Origin of the sequence: Microbacterium sp. USHLN186, assembly GCF_037145155.1 — a bacterium.
Classification (GTDB): domain Bacteria; phylum Actinomycetota; class Actinomycetes; order Actinomycetales; family Microbacteriaceae; genus Microbacterium.
Window position 1 is genome coordinate 35,501 of the sequence record NZ_JBBCYA010000003.1, and the last position, 20,816, is coordinate 56,316.

The 20,816-nt window shown below is 65.2% G+C and carries 15 protein-coding genes; 6 read left to right on the forward strand and 9 right to left on the reverse strand.

The window, feature by feature from the left end; translation table 11 throughout:
• Nucleotides 1-61: 61 nt before the first annotated feature.
• From lsrB to WFG93_RS07705, 4 genes are all read right to left on the reverse strand, one after another.
• Nucleotides 62-1,099, reverse strand: a complete 1,038-nt coding sequence (gene lsrB / locus WFG93_RS07690) for an autoinducer 2 ABC transporter substrate-binding protein LsrB (RefSeq protein ID WP_336645750.1) — start codon at nt 1,097-1,099, stop codon at nt 62-64.
• A gap of 108 nt (nt 1,100-1,207) precedes the next feature.
• A complete protein-coding gene (locus tag WFG93_RS07695; RefSeq protein ID WP_336645751.1) occupies nt 1,208-2,284 on the reverse strand; it encodes an ABC transporter permease in 1,077 nt (358 codons plus the stop codon).
• Nucleotides 2,281-3,312: an ABC transporter permease gene (locus WFG93_RS07700; RefSeq protein WP_336645752.1), complete on the reverse strand. Its 1,032-nt coding sequence runs from the start codon at nt 3,310-3,312 to the stop codon at nt 2,281-2,283. The genes WFG93_RS07695 and WFG93_RS07700 overlap by 4 nt, the downstream gene beginning before the upstream one ends.
• On the reverse strand, nt 3,309-4,868 hold the full coding sequence (locus WFG93_RS07705; RefSeq protein WP_336645753.1) for a sugar ABC transporter ATP-binding protein: 1,560 nt from the start codon (nt 4,866-4,868) through the stop codon (nt 3,309-3,311). The genes WFG93_RS07700 and WFG93_RS07705 overlap by 4 nt, the downstream gene beginning before the upstream one ends.
• A gap of 130 nt (nt 4,869-4,998) precedes the next feature.
• Here WFG93_RS07705 and coaA point away from each other — a divergent pair, with 130 nt between their 5' ends.
• Both coaA and WFG93_RS07715 read left to right on the forward strand, forming a co-directional pair.
• Complete coding sequence (coaA, locus tag WFG93_RS07710) at nt 4,999-5,940, forward strand: type I pantothenate kinase (RefSeq protein WP_336645754.1); 942 nt, start codon at nt 4,999-5,001, stop codon at nt 5,938-5,940.
• Nucleotides 5,941-5,943: 3 nt separating this feature from the next.
• Nucleotides 5,944-6,480: a VanZ family protein gene (locus WFG93_RS07715; protein WP_336645755.1), complete on the forward strand. Its 537-nt coding sequence runs from the start codon at nt 5,944-5,946 to the stop codon at nt 6,478-6,480.
• A gap of 21 nt (nt 6,481-6,501) precedes the next feature.
• Here the strand turns inward: WFG93_RS07715 and WFG93_RS07720 are convergent, their stop codons facing one another.
• A complete protein-coding gene (locus tag WFG93_RS07720; RefSeq protein WP_336645756.1) occupies nt 6,502-7,977 on the reverse strand; it encodes a sugar transferase in 1,476 nt (491 codons plus the stop codon).
• Nucleotides 7,978-8,142: 165 nt separating this feature from the next.
• Nucleotides 8,143-9,309, reverse strand: coding sequence for a nucleotide sugar dehydrogenase (locus WFG93_RS07725; protein WP_336645757.1), 1,167 nt, complete (start codon nt 9,307-9,309; stop codon nt 8,143-8,145).
• Between the two features lie 68 nt (nt 9,310-9,377).
• On the opposite strand from WFG93_RS07725, the gene WFG93_RS07730 reads away from it, so the two are divergent.
• Nucleotides 9,378-11,714, forward strand: a complete 2,337-nt coding sequence (locus tag WFG93_RS07730) for a glycosyltransferase (protein WP_336645758.1) — start codon at nt 9,378-9,380, stop codon at nt 11,712-11,714.
• Here WFG93_RS07730 and WFG93_RS07735 read toward each other — a convergent pair.
• Together WFG93_RS07735 and WFG93_RS07740 are read right to left on the reverse strand one after the other, a co-directional pair.
• Nucleotides 11,711-13,639 carry an ABC transporter ATP-binding protein gene (locus WFG93_RS07735; RefSeq protein ID WP_336645759.1) on the reverse strand — a complete coding sequence of 643 codons (1,929 nt, stop codon included), beginning with the start codon at nt 13,637-13,639 and terminating at the stop codon, nt 11,711-11,713. The two genes, WFG93_RS07730 and WFG93_RS07735, sit on opposite strands and share 4 nt — an antisense overlap.
• On the reverse strand, nt 13,632-14,483 hold the full coding sequence (locus tag WFG93_RS07740) for an ABC transporter permease (RefSeq protein WP_336645760.1): 852 nt from the start codon (nt 14,481-14,483) through the stop codon (nt 13,632-13,634). Before WFG93_RS07740 ends, WFG93_RS07735 begins: the two co-directional genes overlap by 8 nt.
• Nucleotides 14,484-14,709: 226 nt before the next feature.
• Between WFG93_RS07740 and WFG93_RS07745 the strand changes: the two genes are divergently transcribed.
• Nucleotides 14,710-17,112 carry a glycosyltransferase gene (locus WFG93_RS07745; RefSeq protein ID WP_336645761.1) on the forward strand — a complete coding sequence of 801 codons (2,403 nt, stop codon included), beginning with the start codon at nt 14,710-14,712 and terminating at the stop codon, nt 17,110-17,112.
• A gap of 15 nt (nt 17,113-17,127) precedes the next feature.
• On the opposite strand, the gene WFG93_RS07750 is transcribed toward WFG93_RS07745, so the two are convergent.
• Nucleotides 17,128-18,168 carry a hypothetical protein gene (locus tag WFG93_RS07750; protein WP_336645762.1) on the reverse strand — a complete coding sequence of 347 codons (1,041 nt, stop codon included), beginning with the start codon at nt 18,166-18,168 and terminating at the stop codon, nt 17,128-17,130.
• 93 nt (nt 18,169-18,261) lie between these two features.
• On the opposite strand from WFG93_RS07750, the gene WFG93_RS07755 reads away from it, so the two are divergent.
• Nucleotides 18,262-19,236 (forward strand): hypothetical protein, encoded by a 975-nt coding sequence (locus tag WFG93_RS07755; protein WP_336645763.1) that lies wholly within the window; start codon nt 18,262-18,264, stop codon nt 19,234-19,236.
• A gap of 58 nt (nt 19,237-19,294) precedes the next feature.
• Nucleotides 19,295-20,758: a hypothetical protein gene (locus tag WFG93_RS07760; RefSeq protein WP_336645764.1), complete on the forward strand. Its 1,464-nt coding sequence runs from the start codon at nt 19,295-19,297 to the stop codon at nt 20,756-20,758.
• Nucleotides 20,759-20,816 lie beyond the last annotated feature (58 nt).

Here is a 20,816-nt window from a genome sequence, read left to right on the forward strand (position 1 = left end):
GTGTCCTCTCTCCGGTCATCTGTGGGGGCGGTGGGGTGCGCGCGCACCCCACCGCGGACGATCAGAAGTCGTAATCGTCGATGTTCTCAGCAGTGAACACGGTGCGCTCGGGCATCACGATGATGCCGTTGCCGTCCGCCTCGTAGTCGTAACCCTGAACGGAGTTCGGCTGCACCTCGAGTTCACCGAAGCCCTCGACGTCGACCTTGTCGCCGACGTTGAGCTTCTTGCCGTCGAGCAGCAGCTTGGCGATGTGCACCGACAGCGCGCCCTGGGCCTTCGCGTCCCAAAGGGCGAAGCGCTTCAGAGTGCCGTTCTTGATGTACTCCTTCATCGCGTTCGGCGTCGAGAATCCAACGAGCGTGATGTCGGTACGACCGAGGTTCTCGAGAGCCTGTGCGGTGCCGGGCAGTGCGTTGGCATCCGGGGCGATGATCACCTTGAGGTCAGGGTTGGCGTTGATCAGCGCCTCGGCCTGCTGGACGGCGCGCTCCGTCTGGTTCTCGGAGAAGATCGTGTCGACGATCTCCCAATTGGTCTCCTTCCCGATGATCCCCTTGGCCACCTCGGCCCACTGGTTCTGGTCGGTCACGGTCGGGCTGGAGTAGTGGAAAGCGACCTTCGCGGTGTCATCCGCCGCGATGTCCTCCAGCGCCATGTCGACCAGCAACTTGCCGAGCTGGTCGGGGGTGCCCTGGCTGATGTAGAACTGCCGGCATTCCGGGTTGACGTCCGAGTCCCAGGTGAGGGTGACCACTCCCTGCTTGCGTGCCTTCTCGAGCGACTGGCACAGGCCGTCCGGGGTGGTTGACGAGACGATGATCGCGTTGAAACCTTGACCGACATAGGTGTTGATCAACTCGACCTGCTTGGCTGCCGAGGCCTCGGGCGAGCCGAGGTACTGCACATCCAGGCCGGTCTCCTTGCCGGCGGCGACCGCGCCCTCGCCTCCTGCCTCGAAGAACCCGACGCCCGTCAGCTTCGGAATGAAGGCGACCTGCGCTCCGGCGGAATCACCGGAACCCTTGTCGCCGCCGCTGCCGTTGTCGCTGCCACTTGCGCTGCATCCGGTCAGTGCGACCAGACTCACTGCTGTCACCGCAATCGCGGTCCTGATCCGATTCCTCATCGAATCTCTCCAATCACTCTTGGCAATTCCTTGCCTTATCGGGGTGGGACATTTCAGGTCGTTACGGTGCTCCGGCGATCACGCGGAGGTCTTCATAGCCGAGATCGTCGCGGTGTCCGGGATAGCGGTCGTGGTGCCGGTCATGCGCTTGAGGTTCTCTCGGCGCACGCGGGCGTTGCGCACCTTCTCGGACCAGCGGCCGCTCCACCAGCGCAGGCTCGCGACGGTGACCAGGATCACGCCGGTGAAGACGGCCACCTCGTTCTCGGTAAGTCGAGCGAAACGCAGCCCCTGCTGCAGGAAGCCGATCACGAACGTGGCCACGATGACGCCGAACATCGATCCTTCGCCGCCGTACATCGACACCCCGCCGATGACGACGAGAGTGAGCACCGGCATCAGCAGCGCCGATCCGATGTCCGCCCGAGCGGACCCGACGTACGACGAGAGCAGCACGCCCACGATGCCCGCGCACAGCGACGTGAGGGCGTAGGAGCCGATGAGCACAGCGTTCGATCGGAACCCGGCGTAGCGCGCTGCCACAGGGTTCGCCCCGATCAGCCGCGCCTGGCGACCGAAAGTCGAGCGGCCGAGGAGGAAGGCGAAGAACGCCGCGCACAGGGCGAAGATGATGAGCATGTTGGGCACGCCGAGAAGATCGCCGCCGGCTATTGACGAGAACTCAGCCGGCAAGCCCGAAACGCCCTCGAACGCTGAGACGCCGCCAAGCCCGGAAGCGGCGAGAGCCAGTCCCGCGAACAGGAACTGCGTGCCGAGCGTGATGACCATGGGGTTCGCGCCGGTGGTGACGATGAGCACGCCATTGAACACACCTGCGAGTGCGGCGATCGCGAGACCCACCAGCACAGCGACCCAGATGTTGGCTCCCGACTTGTATGTCACTCCCATGATGATCGCCGCCAGGGAAGCCACCGAGGCGAAGCTGATGTCGATCCCGCCCGTGATCATCACCAGTGCAAGCGGAAGCGCGATGATCCCGAGGTAGACGAAGTCCGACAGAGAGTAGACCATGCGGCTTGGGTCCATGAATTTCGGGTTCAGCGCGCCGAAGATCAGAACCTCGAGGATCAGTACGCCGATGAGGCCGATCTCCCAGCGGGCGAACATACGCAGTCGCGACTTCAATGCGTTCATGAGTGGACCTCGCTCTTGAGTTCGCGGGTGGGGATTGACTGCTCCGCCGGCCGAGTCTCTTGCAGCGCGGCGTAGCGAGAGGCCAGTCGGCGCCTGGACACGAGCGATCGGACGCGAGAATCCGCGATCAGCGCCGCGATCAGAATCGCGCCGATCACAGTGTCAGACCACGACCCGGGCACGCCGAGGAAGCTCAGCGAGCTCGTGGCAGTGCTGATGAAGAGAGCACCCAGCACCGCGCCGGCGACCGTTCCCACGCCTCCGGTGAGGGAGACACCACCGATCACAGCTGCCGCGATCGCTCGCATCTCGATGCCCTGTCCCGCCTGGTTGCCGATCGAGCCGACCTGCGCGAGGAAGACCAGCGCGGCCAGAGCGGCGAAGAGGCCGGACAGCGTGTACGCGAGGATGACGATGCGGTTCGTGGACATTCCGACGAGGTACGCGCCGTCTGCGTTGTCGCCCGTGGCGTAGAAGCAGCGCCCGAAGCGGGTCCGCGCCATCACGAGCGCGACGATCACCACGACCGCGACCGTAACCCAGACCAGCATTGGCACGCCCAGCCATTCGACGCGTCCGATGCGTCGATACGCCGACGGAAGGCTCTCGATGGAGTAGCCACCTGTGATGAGGAATGAGATGCCGCGGTACGCTGCGAGAGTGCCGAGTGTCATCACGATGGAGGGCACGTGTCCGTACGTGACACCGATTCCGTTGATGGCGCCCAGCCCTGCGCCGAGGACGAGTACCGCAAGTATGGCGACCCACAGCGGCGCGCCATCGCGCATGAGCATCGCTCCGGTGATGCCCGACAGCGCGAGCGTGGATCCGACTGACACATCGATGTTGCGCGTCAGGATGACCAAGGCGCTTCCGACCGCGAGCAGACCGAGGATGACGGTCGCGTTGAGTACTCGTGCGAGGTTTCCGGGAGCGATGAAGCTCGGATGCACGATGCCGACGACCGCGACCAGCGCGAGCACACCGGCGACAGTGATCGCCTCACGTTGTTTGAGCAGCGTTCTCATGAGTGCAGTACCTCCCGGGCCGAACCGAACGACGCATCGCGGACGGCGCTGAGTGTGATGTCATCCCCGACGATCTCGTCGTGAATCCTTCCGTCTCGCATCACCACTACTCGGTGACTGAGATCGACGACCTCCTCGAAATCCGACGAGATGAGCACGACAGCGAGGCCGCTCTTCGCCAGCTCGTCGATCAGCCGGTAGAGGTCCTCCCGCGCACCGACGTCGACGCCGCGCGAAGGTTCGTCGAGAATGATCACCGACGGGTTGCTCGCCAGGGCCTTCGCAAGGGAGACCTTCTGCTGGTTGCCGCCGGAGAGGTTCGCGAGTCGTCGGCGCCTGCTGCCCTTCTGCAGTGAGAGGTCCTTCGCGAACCGCTCGGTGAGCGCAACATCGCGTCGGTGACTGATCACTCCCGCGGTGCTGACCTTCTGAAGCACCGACGCGCTGGTGTTGTCGACGATGTCGCCGATCAGGAAGATGCCGTGCGCGTGCCGGTCTTCGGGGACGTAGGCCAGGCCGCGGTCGAGCGCTCGGCGAGGGGTGGGCCGCGTGAACGGCTTGCCGTTCAGAATCACAGAGCCAGAACCCGGGCGCAATCCGTACAGTGTCTCGGCCAGCTCTGTGCGCCCACTGCCGACCACCCCTGCGATTCCGAGCACCTCGCCGGGGTGCACCTCCAGGCTGACCTCGACGAAGCCCTGCCCGCTCATACCCTCCACGCGAAGGGCGGGGGAACCGCTGCGGTCGATCGACTTCCCGCCGTTCCGTCGCTGCAGCAGCTGTGCGTCTGGCACCATTGCCTGCACGAGGGAAGCGGCGTCGACGTCGCTCGTTGCTGCCTGCAGCACCATGTTGCCGTCCCGCAGGACTGTGACGCGATGGCAGAGTTCGAAGATCTCCGACATCCGGTGACTGACGTAGAAGATGCCCACACCGTCGGCGGCGAGTTTGCGCAGCTGCGAGAAGAGTCGATCCACCTCGCGCGCCGTGAGAGCGGCGGTCGGCTCATCCACGATCAGCAGGCGGGCTTCGCGCAGCATCCCGCGAACCAATTCGATCAGCTGCTGGTCAGAGATCGACAGCTCACCAGCGGGGTGATCCAGATCGATCCTGTGCCCTAGTGAGGCGATGACGTCGGTGACTTCGGCTTTGGTGACCTTGCGGGAGCCCAGAGCGAGCGCGACGTTCTCGTACACGGACAGGTTCGGGAACAGCTTCGGCTCCTGAGGAACCATGTACACGGAGTTGGCGTGAGCCGACTTGGGGGAGAGGTTCTTGACCTCATTGCCGTTGATCGTGATGGTGCCGGCATCCGGCTCGACCACGCCCGTGATCGCTTTCATGAGCGTCGACTTACCGGCGCCGTTTCCGCCGACGAGGGCGTGAATCTCTCCTTCGTGCACGTCGATGTTCACGCCCTTCAGGACGGGAATCCCGCCGAAGGACTTCCAGAGATCGGCTACGCGTGCGACGACAGAGCGTTCAGTCGACCCTTCGGACATTGAGCACCTCCACGACGTTGTGAGAAAAAGTTCACACAGAGAGCATCTGTGCATCAGGAGTCATAGTGACATATGCTCACGCGGTAAGCAAATGTCAATCGCCGTGAAAATCGCGACGCTGAACGATGGGGGGCCTCTCGAGAGCCGCCTCAGCGGCGTGCCCCGGCACCACTACGATGTAGGCGTGAGCGTCGCCCCGAACCTGCCGCTGTCTCCGTACCGCGAGATCGACCGTGCTGATTGGGCTCGCCTGGCGGCTGGACTGGATCAGCCGCTCACGGAGACCGAGGTCATCGGCATCCGCGGCATCGGCGACCGCCTCGACATCACCGAGGTGCGTGAGGTCTACCTTCCGCTCAGCCGTCTGCTCAGCCTCTACGCCAGCTCCACCCGTCAGCTCGGAAGGGCGACCAGTGCCTTCCTGCAGGAGGACGACACGACCACGCCGTTCGTCGTCGGCGTCGCGGGCTCCGTTGCGGTCGGCAAGTCCACCATCGCCCGTCTGCTGCGCGAGCTGATGAGCCGCTGGCCCGGCACACCGCGCGTCGAGCTGGTGACCACTGACGGCTTCCTCTACCCGAACGCCGAGCTCGAGCGGCGCGGGCTGATGGACCGCAAGGGGTTTCCCGAGTCGTACGACCGCCGCGCGCTCATCTCCTTCCTCACCGAGGTGAAGAGCGGTGCCGCCGAAGTGCGCGCCCCGTTCTACTCGCACATGCGCTACGACATCGTGCCCGACGCGCACGTCGTCGTGCGTCGGCCAGACGTCGTCATCGTCGAAGGGCTGAACGTGCTGCAGCCGCCGCCCGCTCCGAACGACGTCGCCGTCAGCGACCTGTTCGACTTCTCGATCTTCGTCGACGCCGACACCGCCCACATCGAGCGCTGGTACATCGACCGCTTCCTCGCGCTGCGCCAGAGCGCCTTCAGCAACCCGTCGTCGTACTTCAACGTGTTCGCGCATCTCAGCGACGACGAGGCCGTCACAACCGCGCTGGGGTTCTGGAACGAGATCAACATGCCCAACCTCATCGAGAACGTCATGCCGACCCGCCATCGCGCGACACTGGTGCTGCGCAAGGGCGCCGAGCACGCCGTTGAGAGCGTGCAGCTGCGGAAGGTGTGAAGGGTGACTGACGAGTTCACGCGGATGCTGAATTCTGCCCGGCAGCAGATCCCGGCACGCCCGTCGACCAGCGGGCTGCGCGTGGGCATCGCCGTTGCGCTGCTGCTGGTCTGCCTCGTCGTCGTGCTGTGCGTCACCATGTCGCCGACGCCGATCAATCTCGGGCGCGAGGACGCCATCCGAAAGCTGCTCACCGTGCTGCACGACAACGGTGTGCCCGAGTGGTTCGGCTATTCGAAGCTGGAGTTCACGGCGAACATCGCGATGTTCATCCCGCTCGGGCTGCTGATCGGACTCGCGCTTCCTCGCGGGCTCGGGTGGCTGGGGCTGGTGCTGCCACCCGCCTTCTCCGCCTGCATCGAGCTCACGCAGGCGCTGGTGCTCTCGCAGCGGACCGCGACGATCGAGGATGTAATCGCCAACAGTCTGGGCGGCTGGATCGGTCTGGCCGCGGCGTGGACGATCCGCCTGATCGTGCATCGGCGTGATCAGAAGGTGATCGCGCAGGCGCGATGGGACGAGCGCTGGGGGAGTCGCTGATCGTCTCTCCGACGCGAGAGGTCAGTGCGCAGTCCTGCCCGGGGCGAGGACCGCTTTGATCGTGCGGAACAGGATGTGGATGTCCTGCGTGAACGACCAGTTCTCGACGTAGTACAGGTCGAGCCGGATCGAGTCCTCCAGCGACAGCTGCGAGCGGCCGCTCACCTGCCACAGTCCGCTCATCCCCGGCTTGACCATCAGGCGGCGTCCGACGACGTCGTCGTAGAGCTCCACCTCGGCCGGGCGCTGCGGGCGCGGCCCGACCAGGCTCATCCGTCCCGAGAGCACATTCAGCAGCTGCGGCAGCTCGTCGATCGAGTGACGGCGGATGAAGCGCCCGACGCGCGTGATGCGGGGATCGTTGTTCACCTTGAAGAACGGCCGATCCGTGGCCTCCTGCAGATCGAGCAAACTCGCCAGCTGGTCGTCGGCACCCTGCACCATCGAGCGGAACTTGATCATCGAGAAGAGCACTCCTCGCCGTCCCACCCGCTGCTGCGTGTAGGTCACCGGGCCCGGTCCCTCGAGGCGGATTGCGATGGCCGTGGCGAGCATGATGGGCGATGCCACCATCAGAAGCAGCAGCGACACGACGATGTCGAACGAGCGCTTCGCGAAACGTCGATGACCTTCGAGCCGAGGGAAGTCGACGTGCACGAGCGGCAGCCCGGCGACCGGCTTCGCGTGGATACGGGGGCCGGCGACGTCGGTCAGCGCCGGCGCGACCACCCAGTTCACGTCGCGCTCTGCCATCGCCCAGCCCAGGCGCCGCATGGCGGTCGGGCCGATCTCGTCCGCACCGGTGAGGATGAGGGTGTCGGCGCCGATCTCGTCGATGGCCTTCTCGGCCTCATGCAGCGGGGCGAGTACCGGCACATCGGCGATGGCGGTATCAGCGCCGCCCGGGGTCACGGCCCCTACGATCAGGTAGCCGGTGCCATGGGTGCCCCGGATCTGCTTGATGATGTGGGCGATCTTGGCCCGATCGCCGAGCACGACCGCGCGATAGACGAAGTCGCCCGCCTGCTGGCGCCCGCGCAGCCACTGGCGGGACCACCAGCGCCCGAAGAGAAGGCCGCCGAGACCGACCGGGATCACCCAGAGGAAGAGCGTGCGGGCGACTTCGATCCGCAGGAAGAACGCGACGATGACGATGACCGCGAATGCGAAGAACGTCGCATCGATCACGCGTCGGTACTCCAGCACACCGTGCCCGACGATGTGCCGATCGCGGCTGTCGAACGCGGCAAGCGCCAGCATCCACAGCGCGCCGATGACGACCAGCGGTACCGCGTACGGCACATCATCGGGGCCACCCGGCCACGACAACCGCGTGTCGGATCCGCCGAGCAGAAGACTGCCGAGCCCGACGAGGGTGACGAGGAGGACGATCATGTCGGCGTAGACGAGCCGCAGCGCGTAACGGCGAGCCCAGCGAGGCAGACGCCGGCGACGGGCCGCAGCGGACTGAGCTGATCCCGCATGCGGGTGGGTCACCGAGTGAGCCTTGGGTCGCGCTCGCCAGGACGGAAGTCCTTGCAGCGCTTTGATCTCTTCGGTTGAAGCCCCCACGTCACCCGCTCTGCTCAATCAATCAGCAACACTGTTCCGCTGTCATAGCGGTCTGGTGTATACGTCAGAATACTATGCCTCGCTGAGACCTCAATCCCGCCCGAAGAGATCCCGCGTGTACACCTTGTGCGCGACGTCCTCCAGCGCGTCCGTCGCGCGGTTCGCGATGATCACGTCGGATCGGCGCTTGAAGTCCTCGAAGTCGCGCACGACCTCGGAATTGAAGAACTGGTCTTCCTCGAAGGTGGGCTCGTGGATGATCACGTTCACGCCCTTGGCCTTGATCCGCTTCATGATGCCCTGGATCGACGACTCGCGGAAGTTGTCCGAGCCCGACTTCATAACCAGCCGGTAGATGCCCACGGTCTGGGGCTCGCGCGCGAGGACGTCGGCGGCGACGAAGTCCTTGCGGGTGCTGTTGGCGTCGACGATGGCCGCGATGAGGTTCTGCGGCACCTCAGAGTAGTTGGCGAGCAGCTGCTTGGTGTCTTTCGGCAGGCAGTATCCGCCGTAGCCGAAGGACGGGTTGTTGTAGTGCGTGCCGATGCGAGGGTCGAGGCCGACGCCGTCGATGATCTGCCGGGAGTTCAGCCCGTGCACCGCCGCATACGTGTCGAGCTCGTTGAAGTAGGCGACGCGCAGCGCGAGATAGGTGTTGGCGAACAGCTTGATCGCTTCGGCCTCGGTCGGGTCGGTGAGAAGCACGGGCACGTCGGTGTCGATGGCGCCCTCGAGCAGCAGATCGGCGAACCGCTGGCCGGCCGGCCCGCGGTCGCCCACGACGATGCGGGACGGGTGCAGGTTGTCGTACAGGGCGCGTCCCTCACGCAGGAACTCGGGGGAGAAGATGATGGTGGCATCCGGATGCTGCGCAGCGAGGCTTGCGGTGAAGCCGACGGGGACGGTCGACTTGATGACGATCACGGCCTGCGGGTTGATGCCGAGCACGACGTCGACCACCGACTCGACGGACGAGGTGTCGAAGAAGTTCGCGACCTCGTCGTAGTTGGTGGGGGTCGCGACGACGACGAACTCGGCGTCGCGATAGGCCGCCTCCACGTCGAGCGTCGCGGTGAGGCTGAGCTCACGGGTGCGGAGATAGTCCTGCAGCTCTTCGTCGACGATCGGCGACATGCGGTCGTTGAGAAGGTCCACCTTCTGCGGGTCGATGTCGACGGCGACCACATCGTGGTGCTGCGCGAGGATGACAGCGTTGGACAGGCCCACGTAGCCGGTTCCGGCGATGGCGATCTTCATGGTCTCCAGGTTATCGGGTCTGCCGGGCCCGCATTTACGCGGGTAACGGCCGGATAGACTCAAGACCTATGGTCGCGCCGCCCCAGATCACGATCGTCATGCCCGTTTTCAACGATGAAGCGACAGTTGGAGCGGCACTGTCGAGCGCGGTCGGTCAGACCCTCGCCGAGATCGAGATCGTCTGCGTCGACGATGCCTCCACCGATGCAACGGTGGCGGTGATCGAGCGCTATCGCGCTCAGGACTCGCGGGTGCGGCTCGTCGAGCACGACCGCAACCTCTCGGCGTTCCAGGCGCGTCGGACCGGCGTGATGGCAGCGCGGGCGAAGCGGCTGCTGTTTCTCGATGGGGATGACGAGCTGGCCCCGGATGCCGCACAGAAGGCACTCGCGCTCGCCGAGGCGTCGGATGCTGACCTCGTCGGCTTCGGCGTGACCGTGATCGAGAAGGACGGACGTACCGGGGGAGCGTACGAGCGCCGACTGCAGCCCGCGCACGGACGCCTCGATGGCCCCGAAGTGCTGCCGGGGCTGTTTCCGATCGGCAAGCCGGCGCAGGGGCAGCTGTGGCGCATGACGTTCCGCACCAGTGTTCTCCGCGATGCGTACGCGCTGCTGGCCGATGACCTGGTCCTTCCCAGAGTCAACGACCTTCCGCTGATGTTCCTCATAGCGGCGCTCGCCGAGTCGTATGCCTCCACCGACGCACGGCTCTACCGCTACCACTTCGGACGCGGCGGAAGCGGTCACGACGTGGACAGCATCGAGCGCGCGAGGTTCTACACCTCGGCGATCGACTCGATCTCGGCGATCGCCCCGGCGGTCGAAGGGCTCGCTGCGCGGCATCCCGATCCCCAGCTTCTTCGTGACTCGTACGAGTCGGTGCGACTGTCGATCATCGGCTACGTGTGCTCCCAGCTCATCGACCGCAGCGTCGGCTCGGTGTTGGACGCATCGCTCGCGCACCTGCACACCGTGGCGACGGCTCACGACATCGTTCACGCGGCCGCGCGCTTCTACCCCCGCACCCTCAGCACGTTGAAGTTCCATTCGCCGTGGCAGGACCACGGAGATCGCCCGGTGCGCAGCGTGCTGCTCGTGACCTCGACTCTGCGCACCGGCGGCGTCTCCGCGGTGATCGCCTCGCAGACGCACTACCTGCTCGCTGCCGGGTATCGAGTGGTCGTGGTCGCCCGCAGCGCGGGAAGCGACCGTGCCGCGATACCCCTGGGCGCGGAGTTCGTCGAGCTGACCGGACGTACCCTCCTGGATCGGCTGGAGGTATGGGCCGAGATCATCCGCAGCCACGATGTCGACGTGGTGATCGATCATCAGATCCTCTACTCGAGCACCTGGCCGGAGTTCGCGCTGATGGCGCGCGCGGAAGGGGCGGCCACGATCGGATGGATGCACAACTTCGTCGGTCGACCGATCTACGACGGCACCGACCGGCTCTCGCTCATCGAGCAGTGCAGTGGCGTCCTGGCTCGTCTGATCGTGCTGTCGCCGTTGGATGCCTCGTACTTCTCGTTGCGAGGCGTGGAGCACGTCGCATGGGTGCCGAACCCGCCGTCGCCGCTGCTGCTGGAATCCGCCGCGCAGACCGTCGACAAGCAGCCGCCGCGAGGGCGGATCGAGCTTCTCTGGTGGGGACGGCTGGAACAGCACACGAAGCAGGTGTACGACCTGATCGAGGTGGGGGTGCAGCTGCGCTCGCTCGGCGTAGATTTCCGGCTGCGCGTGGTGGGACCGGACTGGGGCGACGTGACGGCGGCGAAGTTCAACGCGCGCTCTCGTCGGCGCGGGGTCGGCAAGCAGGTGATCGCGATCGGACCGCTTCGCGGGCATGCGCTGCGCAACGTGATCGACAGCGCCGATGTGTTCGTCTCCACCAGCATCATCGAGGGCTACCAGCTGACCATCGCCGAGGCGCAGGCGCGCGGCCTGCCCGTCGTCATGTACGCACTGCCTTGGCTCTCCCTCGTGCAGGGGAACGAGGGCGTGTTGTCGGTGCCGCAGGGCGATGCGCGGGAACTCGCACTGTGCATCCTCGATCTCGTGAGCGATCCCGAGCGCTACCGGCGAGTGTCCGCGGCGGCGCAGTCCGCTGCGGCACGGGCTGTCGACTACGACTTCGCGAGGCTGTATCAGGGCGTCGTGACCGGAACGCTGCCGAGCGAGTTCTCACCACAACCGACGCAGGAAGATGCCCGGCAGCTGCTCGGGCTGCTGGTCTTCTTCGCTGAGCGTGTGCAGCGGCGTCACCGTGTCGTGGCGAGTACGGCGGGCACTCGGGCCTCTCGTGCGTGGAAGTCGGCCGCGCCGGCAGGGCGCGCAGTGCTCAAGCTCGTCCCGGCTCTGCGCCCGCTCGCGCACCGCGCGAAGGCGTGGCTGGGGGCCGGTTAGCCACCCTCAGGAACCACCAAGGACGGCGTCTCTGCTGTCGGCGGTTCCTCGGCTGCGGGAGGCGGCTCAGTTGGCTCCGGATCCGTCGGTTCGGTGGGAGGATCGGGGGTCGTCGGAGTCTCTGGCGGAGTCGTCGGTGCAGGAGTCGATGGCGTAGTGACTACCGGGGGCGCCTGGGTGGCAGGCGGGGGAGCCGGAGCCGCCGGCTCGTTCTGCCGCGGTGCTTCTTCCTCAGGAGCAGGAGCAGGGGCAGGGGCAGGGGCAGGGGCAGGTGCAGGAGCAGCGAGCTCGCGGGTGACGGTCACGGCTTTCGAGACTCGCACGCCGTCGTCGTTCGTGGCCGTCAGCGTGTAGCTCTCGTTCTCCTTGGCGCACGAGAACGGCACCTTGGCATCCGTCGCCTTCGGCGGCATCGTCTCGGGAAGCGCGGCCGGATCGATGACGACCGAAGTCGGGGCGACGACGACGTTGGACGCGCCGGTGACCTCCCAGCTGAACATTGCCGTGCCCTCTGCATCTTCGCTGGCGCACGCCACGGGCGCCTCAGCTGCGGTGAATCCGACGATCACGGGCTGCGGAATGGCAGGCGTGCGCGTTCTCTCCACCGTTGGCATGCCCGACGTGGTGCGAGGCGTCACCGCTGCGCCGCTCGTCGCCAGCGCGAACGCGGCGCCGATGCCGACCGCGAGCAGGATCGCGCCTCCGGTGATGATCGCCGCGATGATCCGCTTCCGCACGCGCTTGTCTGCCTCGCGCTGGTAGCGCTCGCGGCGGGTCGCAGCTCGCGCTTCGCTCGCCGCGCGCGCCATGGAGCGCTTGGTCTCTTCCGCGGCTTCGGCGGGCGTCTCCGGCTCTAGGCCCTTCAGCAGTTCCTCGAGGAGAGAGACTCCGCCGACTTCGGCAGCCGCCGGAGCGTTCGTGGGCGACTTCGATTCTTCTCGCGGCTGTGGCTTCTTCTTCGGCAGCGGCTGGGTCTGGGTTTGCGCCTCAGGCGAGGATGCTCCCGTTTCCGGCCGCGCTTTCGTCGGCTCTGTCTGAGCCGCGGTAGAGGCTACCTCTGTGACCGGGGCCGAGGGCTTCTTCGCTCCGGGCTTCGCCTTCGTCACGGAGGCCGCACCGACTGTGGCGCCGCCGGGATTCTTCGTCCACTTCACATAGTCGTTGATGACGTCTTTCGCGTCGCCATCCGCGCGCAGCTCGCCCTTGTGGATCCACATGACACGCTCGCACGTGTCACGCAACGATCCTGCCGAGTGGCTCACGATCATCACGAGGCCCGCGCTGTCGCGAAGTTCGCGGATGCGCTTCTCGCTCTTCATCTTGAAGCGACGGTCGCCCACGGCGAGAGCCTCGTCGACGAGCAGGATGGAGTGCGCCTTGGCGGAGGCGATCGCGAACCGCAGCCGAGCGGCCATACCCGACGAGTACGTGCGCATCGGGTGGTGGATGAACTCGTTGAGCTCCGCGAAATCCGAGATCGGCCCGACCTGAGCGGCCGCTTCTTCTGGCGAGAAACCCATCGCCAAGAGGCCGAGCTTGATGTTGTTCTCGCCGGAGAGTTCGGGCATCAAGGCGGCGTTGACGCCGAGGAGCACGGGACGATCAGCTGCTCTGATGCTTCCCGCAGACGTCGGGATCAGGCCGCTCATCGCTTTGAACAGCGTGGACTTGCCGGATCCGTTATGGCCGACGACGCCGATGGTCTCGCCTTGTGACGCGGTGAAGGAGACGCCCCGGAGAGCGGGTACCGTGTGCAATCCTCTGCCGCCGCGCAGCGCTCCCAGGCTGAACATCTTGTCGCGGGCGCTCAACTTCTTGCCCGAAGCGTACACACGGTACGTGACGTGCGCGTTATCGGCGACGATCATCGGCAGAGGACTCGACTCCGACTGCCGCGCTTCTTCGAGGGTGATGAGGTCACTCACTGAGCCCGTACCTCGCCTCTGCCTTCCAGAAGTAGACCAGGCCGATTCCCAGGGCGAGGACGGTCCATATCGGAGCCGCAATCAGAGCAAGAGAAGGAACAGCGTGGTCGACAAGCGTGACGCCCCGAATCATGGCGATGAAGTCGTACGTCGGCACGAGGTGCGCGATGGTGAGGATGAGGGGGTTGTCAGCGAAGATGAGGTCGACCTGAAAGAAGATTGAGCTCACGTAGAACAGGACTCGGTTGACGATGGGAATGAACTGCTGCACGTCGCGAGTCCACACCGACATGCGGGCGACGATGAGCGCAACACCGAAGTTGAACAGGGCCATCATCGCGAGGATCGGGATGATCAGCAGCCAAGACCATCGCATCGGAACGCCGAAGATCGGCAGCAGGATGACGAGCAGCGTGAAGATCGGGATGGCTCGCAAGGCTTCTTCAAGGACCACCGAGACCGGAAGCAGAATACGGGGAAAGCCGAGACTCTGCACGAGCCGGGAGTTGCTGGTGATCGATTTCGAGCCGGCGCCGAAGCATCCTGTGAAGAACTGGAAGGTGAACGTGCCGGTCAGCACGTAGGGGATCCAGTCGTCTGGGCGTGCCGACTCTGAGAGCAGAGCGCCGAAGAGCGTTCCGTAGATCGCCGCCATGAAAAGCGGACGCAGGACCAACCAGAGGATGCCCAGGCGGTTCTGCAGCAGTCCACTGACGATCTTGAACTGGGCGAGGGTGTAGGCGAACGTTCGCCTGCGCCAGGCTTCCGCGAGGTATGCCCGGAACGGCGGGCGTTGGCCGACTTCAAAGAGACCGTCTGCGGGCGCGCCGAGGGAGGCGGACATCAAGAACTCCCTCCCACCCGACCGGTTTGCCGAGTGTCGAGGGACCCGCCCTCGAATCAAATCTCATGCGATCATACCCGCCTGCCAGTGCCTGTACGCGAAGACGGACTCCCTCGACTTCCGAAGAACGACCCCGGTGCTGCGTAAGATCGAGAAGGCGTGCTGCCGCTGGTGGGCGTGTGTCGCATGTGCTCGGCGTGCGCGTCTTCGTATTCATGGAGCCCTGATGTCCCTTCCGCCCCGCGTCTCGATCATCATCCCTGTGCACAACGACCAGGCGACGGTCGGAGCCGCTGTGGCGAGCGCCCTTGCCCAGACGCTGCCCGATATCCAGGTGATCTGCGTCGACGACGCTTCCACCGACGACAGCGCGCGCATCATCGAGGCTTTGGCCGAGGAAGACGACCGCGTGCGACTCATCCGGCAGCCCGAGAACCGCTCCGCTTTCCAAGCGCGCCGGGCAGGAGTGATCGCGGCAGCGGCAGATTTCATCCTGTTCGTCGATGGTGATGACGAACTGCGACCGGATGCGGCGCAAGCCGCTCTGCAGGCGGCGGAAGCGCACGCCGCTGACCTGGTCGGTTTCGGCATCGAAGTGATCGCGCTAGATGGAGGGGTGGTCGGCGGGTACCAGAACAGGCTCGCCCCGAAGCACAAGAGCTTGGACGGCGACGCGGTGCTCGCTGAGCTTTTCCCCATCGACAAACCTGCGCAGGGCCAGCTCTGGCGCTACCTGTTCCGTGCCAGCGTCGTGCGCGACGCATACGCGCTGCTTCCCGCCGATCTCGTGCTGCCGCGGGTCAACGACCTGCCGCTGATGTATCTGGTGGCCTCGCTCTCCTCGCGGTATGTATCGGTCGACCGACAGCTCTACCGGTACCACTACGGCCGAGGCGGGAGCGGGCAGAGCGTCGCGACGCTCGAGCACGCTCGGTTCTATGCCGACGCCATTCGGTCGATTGAGAGCATCGCGCCGGCGATCCGATCCATCGCCCGCACGAGTGCAGACCCGGCTGTACTCCTCGACAACTACGAATCCGTTCGATTGTCGATCATCGGATACGTCACGAAGTATTTGCTCCAGCACACGACTGAAGAGCTCGCCGAGGATGTCATGGCGCACCTTCGAACCTGCGCTTCTGAGGTCGATCTTGTCGTTGCCGCAACACGTTTCTATCCGGATTCGCTCGTGGCTTTGAAGCAGCACAGTCGACCGGTCGATCCGCAAGGCCGGCCAGTGCGCAGTGTGCTCCTCACCACGAGAGTTCTTACGACGGGTGGTGTCTCAGGGGTGGTGCTCGCCCAGGCCACATTCCTGCTTCGGGCCGGTTACCGGGTCACCATCGTGGCCAGGCGTTACGGCAGCGATCCCGATGCAGTGCCCGCCGACGCAACCTTCATCGAGATGGTCGGCCGCGGGCTGCCGGAGCGCCTGCGGGAATGGGCGGAGATCTGCCGCGAGCACGAGGTCGACGTCGTGATCGACCACCAGGTGCTCTACAGTCGCGATTGGCCCGAGTACGCGCTGATCGCCCGCGCTCTCGGAGCAGTCAATATCGGCTGGCTTCACAATTTCGTCGGCCGGCCGATCTACGACAGGAACGGGCTTCACGAGCTCCTGAAGGCGAACGCAGGGTTGCTGGACACTCTGGTCTCGTTGTCGCCACTTGACGTGGCCTTCTGGAAGCTGCGGGGCGTCGAGAACGCTGTATATGTACCGAATCCACCGTCTCCGCTGCTGCTGGATTCTGTCGGCAGCGCGCAGCTGAAGAGGCTGACCGGAGGGCGGCGTGAGCTCATCTGGTGGGGCAGACTTGATGAGCGCACCAAGCAGGTGACACAGCTCATCGAGGTCGCGGACGAGTTGCGCCGCCTCTCGGTCGATTTCCGGCTCAGGATCGTCGGCCCCGACTGGGACGACTGGACGGCCCGTCGATTCAACGAGGTCGTGCGGAAACGGCGCCTCGAAGGACATATTCAGGCCGTCGGCGAGCTTCGCGGACAGCAGCTCATCGAGGCCATCGACAGCGCCGATGCCTTCGTCACGACCAGCATCATCGAGGGGTATCAGCTCACCATCGCCGAGGCACAGGCGCGGGGCCTGCCGGTATTCATGTACGAATTGCCTTGGCTCACGCTGGTACAGGACAACCCCGGGGTGGTCGCCGTTCCACAGGGAGACGCCGCCGGCCTCGCGCGCGAGCTCGGCGCAGCTCTGAATTCTTCAGCCCGTTACGAAGAGCTCTCCCGGGCATCGATCGTCGCTGCCAGCCGCGAGCTTTCGTACGACTTCGCCACCCTGTACGAGCAAGTGATCAGCGGCACGCTGCCACCCGAGTTCTCCCCGGAACCTACTCTGGCCGATGCGCAGCAGCTGCTGGATCTGATGATCTTCTTCGCGGAGCGTGGCGGAGGGCCGCGGAAGGAGGGCGGTCAGGACAAGCCCGCGCGCCGAGGTGTCAGCCAGCCGTCGAGTTTGAAGGGCCCTCCGCAGGGCTCTTCGCTGGGCTCGCGCACATGGCGAGCGGTCAGCCCGCTGGGGCGGACGATGCTGCAGCTGTTCCCGGGCATGCGTCCGTACGCGCAGCGCCTCAAGAAGGCGATTCTCTCGAATCATTCGCTGGAATGAGCGTGAGGATCCCACCTAAGCGTCGTGCGCTTCGATCGCGGTTTGAATACGCTGCGTAAGAGCTTGCAGCTGGAGCCGCGCGGAATCGATCGCGCGGGGGAGTGCCGGCAGTTCTGAATCGAGGCCCGCTGCGCGCGGGCCGAAGTTCGCATGGTCGCCGGTGAGGGAGCCGACGCCGGCGATGTCGAGAAGTCGCCGGATCTTGTTGGGGTCCGTCGCCGAGCCCAAGGGATAGGCGCCCTCCGTCGCACCCATGATGAGCGCGTGCGCGCGGTCGCTGACAACCGCGAGCGATCGCGAGTACACCGATCGCACATGCGAATCGAGATCGTCGTGTCGGGTGCTCGCCGCCACAAGGTATTCGCCGCCGAGCGCGTCTGCCAACTGCACGGCGCGGGGCGCATCCCTGGCGACCTGCGCGACGGTTGCGACGCGTGTCCCCGTGCGGCTCGCCACATCGCGTACGGCGGTGAGCCAGGGGTCCCCGGGCCAGGGGCGGTCGAAGCGGAGGGTGACAGCGAGGAGTGTGCGCTCGTCGGGCGGGGCCCAGGCAGAAGGCTGCGAGCCGAGATGGAACGCCCAGTCCGGGGCGCTGTCGCCGAAGCCGGCCGCATCCCGTGAGACGTCGTCTCGCCACGACATCACGTCTGTTTCCCGCAGCGTGCGGTCGAAGTCGACACTGTCTGCCGTGCTGGGCGTCTTCAGCCCGATGCCCGCGGCGATGACGACACCGTCGCGATCGCGGGTCCGTCGCATCTCGCGGATGCGCCCGGCGCCCGGAAAGGAGTGACCGGGGCGCGGATTCACCTCGCCCGCATTGAGGAGGTAGATCGGCCGTGCCGTCTCAGACAGGGCAGTTGCCCACTCGCGTTGAGTCTCATAGACGACATCGGAACCCGATAGCGGGATGCCAGCGAGATAGTCCGATGTCTGCCCCTCGAGATGGACATGAAACCGGTAGGTGTTGCGACCTACGGCACGAAGGAGGCCAGCACGCAAGGCCGAATCCCCGAGGTTGTCATCCTGCCCCGAGGGGTGAATGAAGACGTCGTGCACGCGCAAACCTCCTAATCGGGATCAACCTATTATGGTCAGGTGGTACCTCCTAATCGGTCGACGAGTTCGGTCCCGCCGCTGATCGTTCACGAGGTGCATCGGCCGCCCGCGCCTCTGCTGCGCTACGTCGACCAGGTGGCGGGCGACGGCCCTACGGAGGTCGAGTTCCGGTTCTCGCGCAGCGTGCTCACTGACTTCGACATCGACGTGGTGCACGTGCTGGAGCCGCATCTTGAAACGCTGCTGGGAACCGGGCATGGTGGGCCGCTGCAGCGACTCTTCGCGGTGAGGGCTCTGACGAGCAACCTTCGAAAGCACCGCATCGCCTTGGTGAGGACGCTGCCCGGCGTGGGAGCTTCAATCGGTCACGATCGGTCCCTCGCGCAGCGCATGCTGGACGAGGCGACGACTGCGTTCGTTGTGTTTCACGAATCGACGCTCACACCAGATGCGTCCCGAACGACGGTGATCCCGCACGCGCACTTCGGCGAGCGCTTCCGCGGCTATCCGCGGGCTCATAGCGTCGAAGGCCGTGTGCTCTGCGTTGCCCGCGGCAAGCTTCCCAAAGCCGCCGGAGCGCTCGTCGGGACTCCGAGAGTGAGTGGGATACAGGGCGTTGCCCTGCGCTTCGCCGGGGAAGCCGATGAGTCGCTCGAGCGAGTGATCCGCTCGGCTGTTGCTCAGCATCCTCGTACTGTGTCGATGCGTCTGGAACGTCTTTCGGATGGCGCCCGAGTGCAGGAGATCGGCGCCGCGGAGTTGGTGGCCGTGCCCGAGGTCGAATCGATGGGTGACCTTCAAACGGTTTTCCTGGCCCTTACGCTCGATCGGCCCGTGATCACACCGCGGAGCCCCCAGATGGCTGCGCTCGCCGAAGAGGTGGGGCCGGGATGGGTGCACCTGACCGAGGGATCGATCACCGCTTCGGCCCTGGACGAAGCGTTCACAGCCATAAGATCGACGTCGCGTTCTCGATCTCCTCGCTTCACTCAGCGAGACCTGCGCGCCGTGATCTCGAGATACTCAACGGTTTTTCGGCTGAGTGCTCAGAGTGTGCAGAAGCCTTGAACGGATGCATCATCGACCAGCACCTGTCCTTCGTCCAACTCATGGGACGATAGCTTCCATGAGTTCCACGATGGGGTGGCATGAAGCCGCTGCGAACGATTCCGCGATCTCGCCGCTGGAGCACTTCGAGCATCTGCTGTTCGCGCGGGGCTACCTGCTGTCTCGTGTCTTAAAGCCCGCCCCTGCGGCGCACTGGCGACATCACGCGGTAGGCCGCTGGTTCCTCACGCGTGATTCTCGTCTCGCGGCGACTTTTCGCGAGCTCGACGGTCGCAGCCTTCTGCTGGTCGGGAATGCGATCGATCTACGCTCACAGGTCGACGGCGCGCCCGTCGTGGACGGTCTCCTTCGTGCGTGGAGGGTATCCCGGGCGGCTCTTGACGAGGCGCTCGAGTGGCTGGCGGGGCGCTACGTGATCCTGGCGCAGTCACCGGAGGAGGATTTTTTTCAAACTGATGCAACGGGGATGCTGTCCGCTTCCTACTCCGCGGCCGAGCGGATGGTCTCCTCCCATCAGAATCTCCTCGCTGAGGCGGCCGGCGGCTTGGACTATTCGACCTTCGGTGAGCCGGACTGGTTGCGCAAGCGTAACGCGTACGCATTCCCCGGAACTTTCACCCGCTTCGCAGGCGTGCACATGCTGACTGCGAACACGGAGCTTGATGTTAGAGAGTTCAGGATCCGGCGGGTGGGACCTTTGCCAGCGGAACCGGGTGAGCCGCGCGAAATCGCTGGTCAGGTGCTGGACCTCATGCGCCAGCAGCACCCGTTTCTCACCCGGAGGGGCGGTGGGCCGCTGGTCTCGCTTACCGCCGGACTCGACAGCCGAATCACGATGGCGGCGATGCGTGAGCTCGCCCCACAGTCTCTCTTCTTCACGTATGAGAAGGTGTACGACCGCAAGTCCGGGTCAGACTACGACAGGTCCATAGCAACGCAGCTTGCAGCGCATCTCGGCTTGCGGCACCACGGCTACGGGTTGACCACTGCGTCAAGATCGCCCGAGCTGGACGCGGTGCTCGAACGAAGCACCTTCCTCACTCACGGTCGTATCGTCGCCGCGTCCTACCTGCATGAACTGCCTGCTGATCGGCTGCACGTGCGCTCGAATCTCTACGAAATCGCTCGCGCGTACTATCGGGGTAAGGAACGTCCCGTAGTCGATCCTCGCCTGTTCGCCCGTATCTTGACCTCAAGCTCAGCTCCTCCGCGAGCTGTGGTCGAAGCGTTCGACGAGATGGCTGCGGCCACGGGGATCTTCGACGTGGGTGACTATGATCCGCTCGACCTGTTCTACTGGGAACACCGCATCGTCAGTTGGTTCCACAAGGTTCTACTCGAATCGGATATTGCGCACGACACCCACACACTGGTGAACTCTCGTGTGATTCTGCGGTTGCTGCTGTCGGTACCTCTAACCGATCGACGGGCGGGGACGGTGTTTGACCACATCATTGGCCTTGCTTGGCGGGAGGCGTATGACCTGCCCGTGAACGGCAGCCTGCGATCGGTAGGCCAGTAGGCCAGTAGGCCAGTAGGCCAGTAGGCCAGTAGGCCACGAACACCTGTGATCGCCCGAG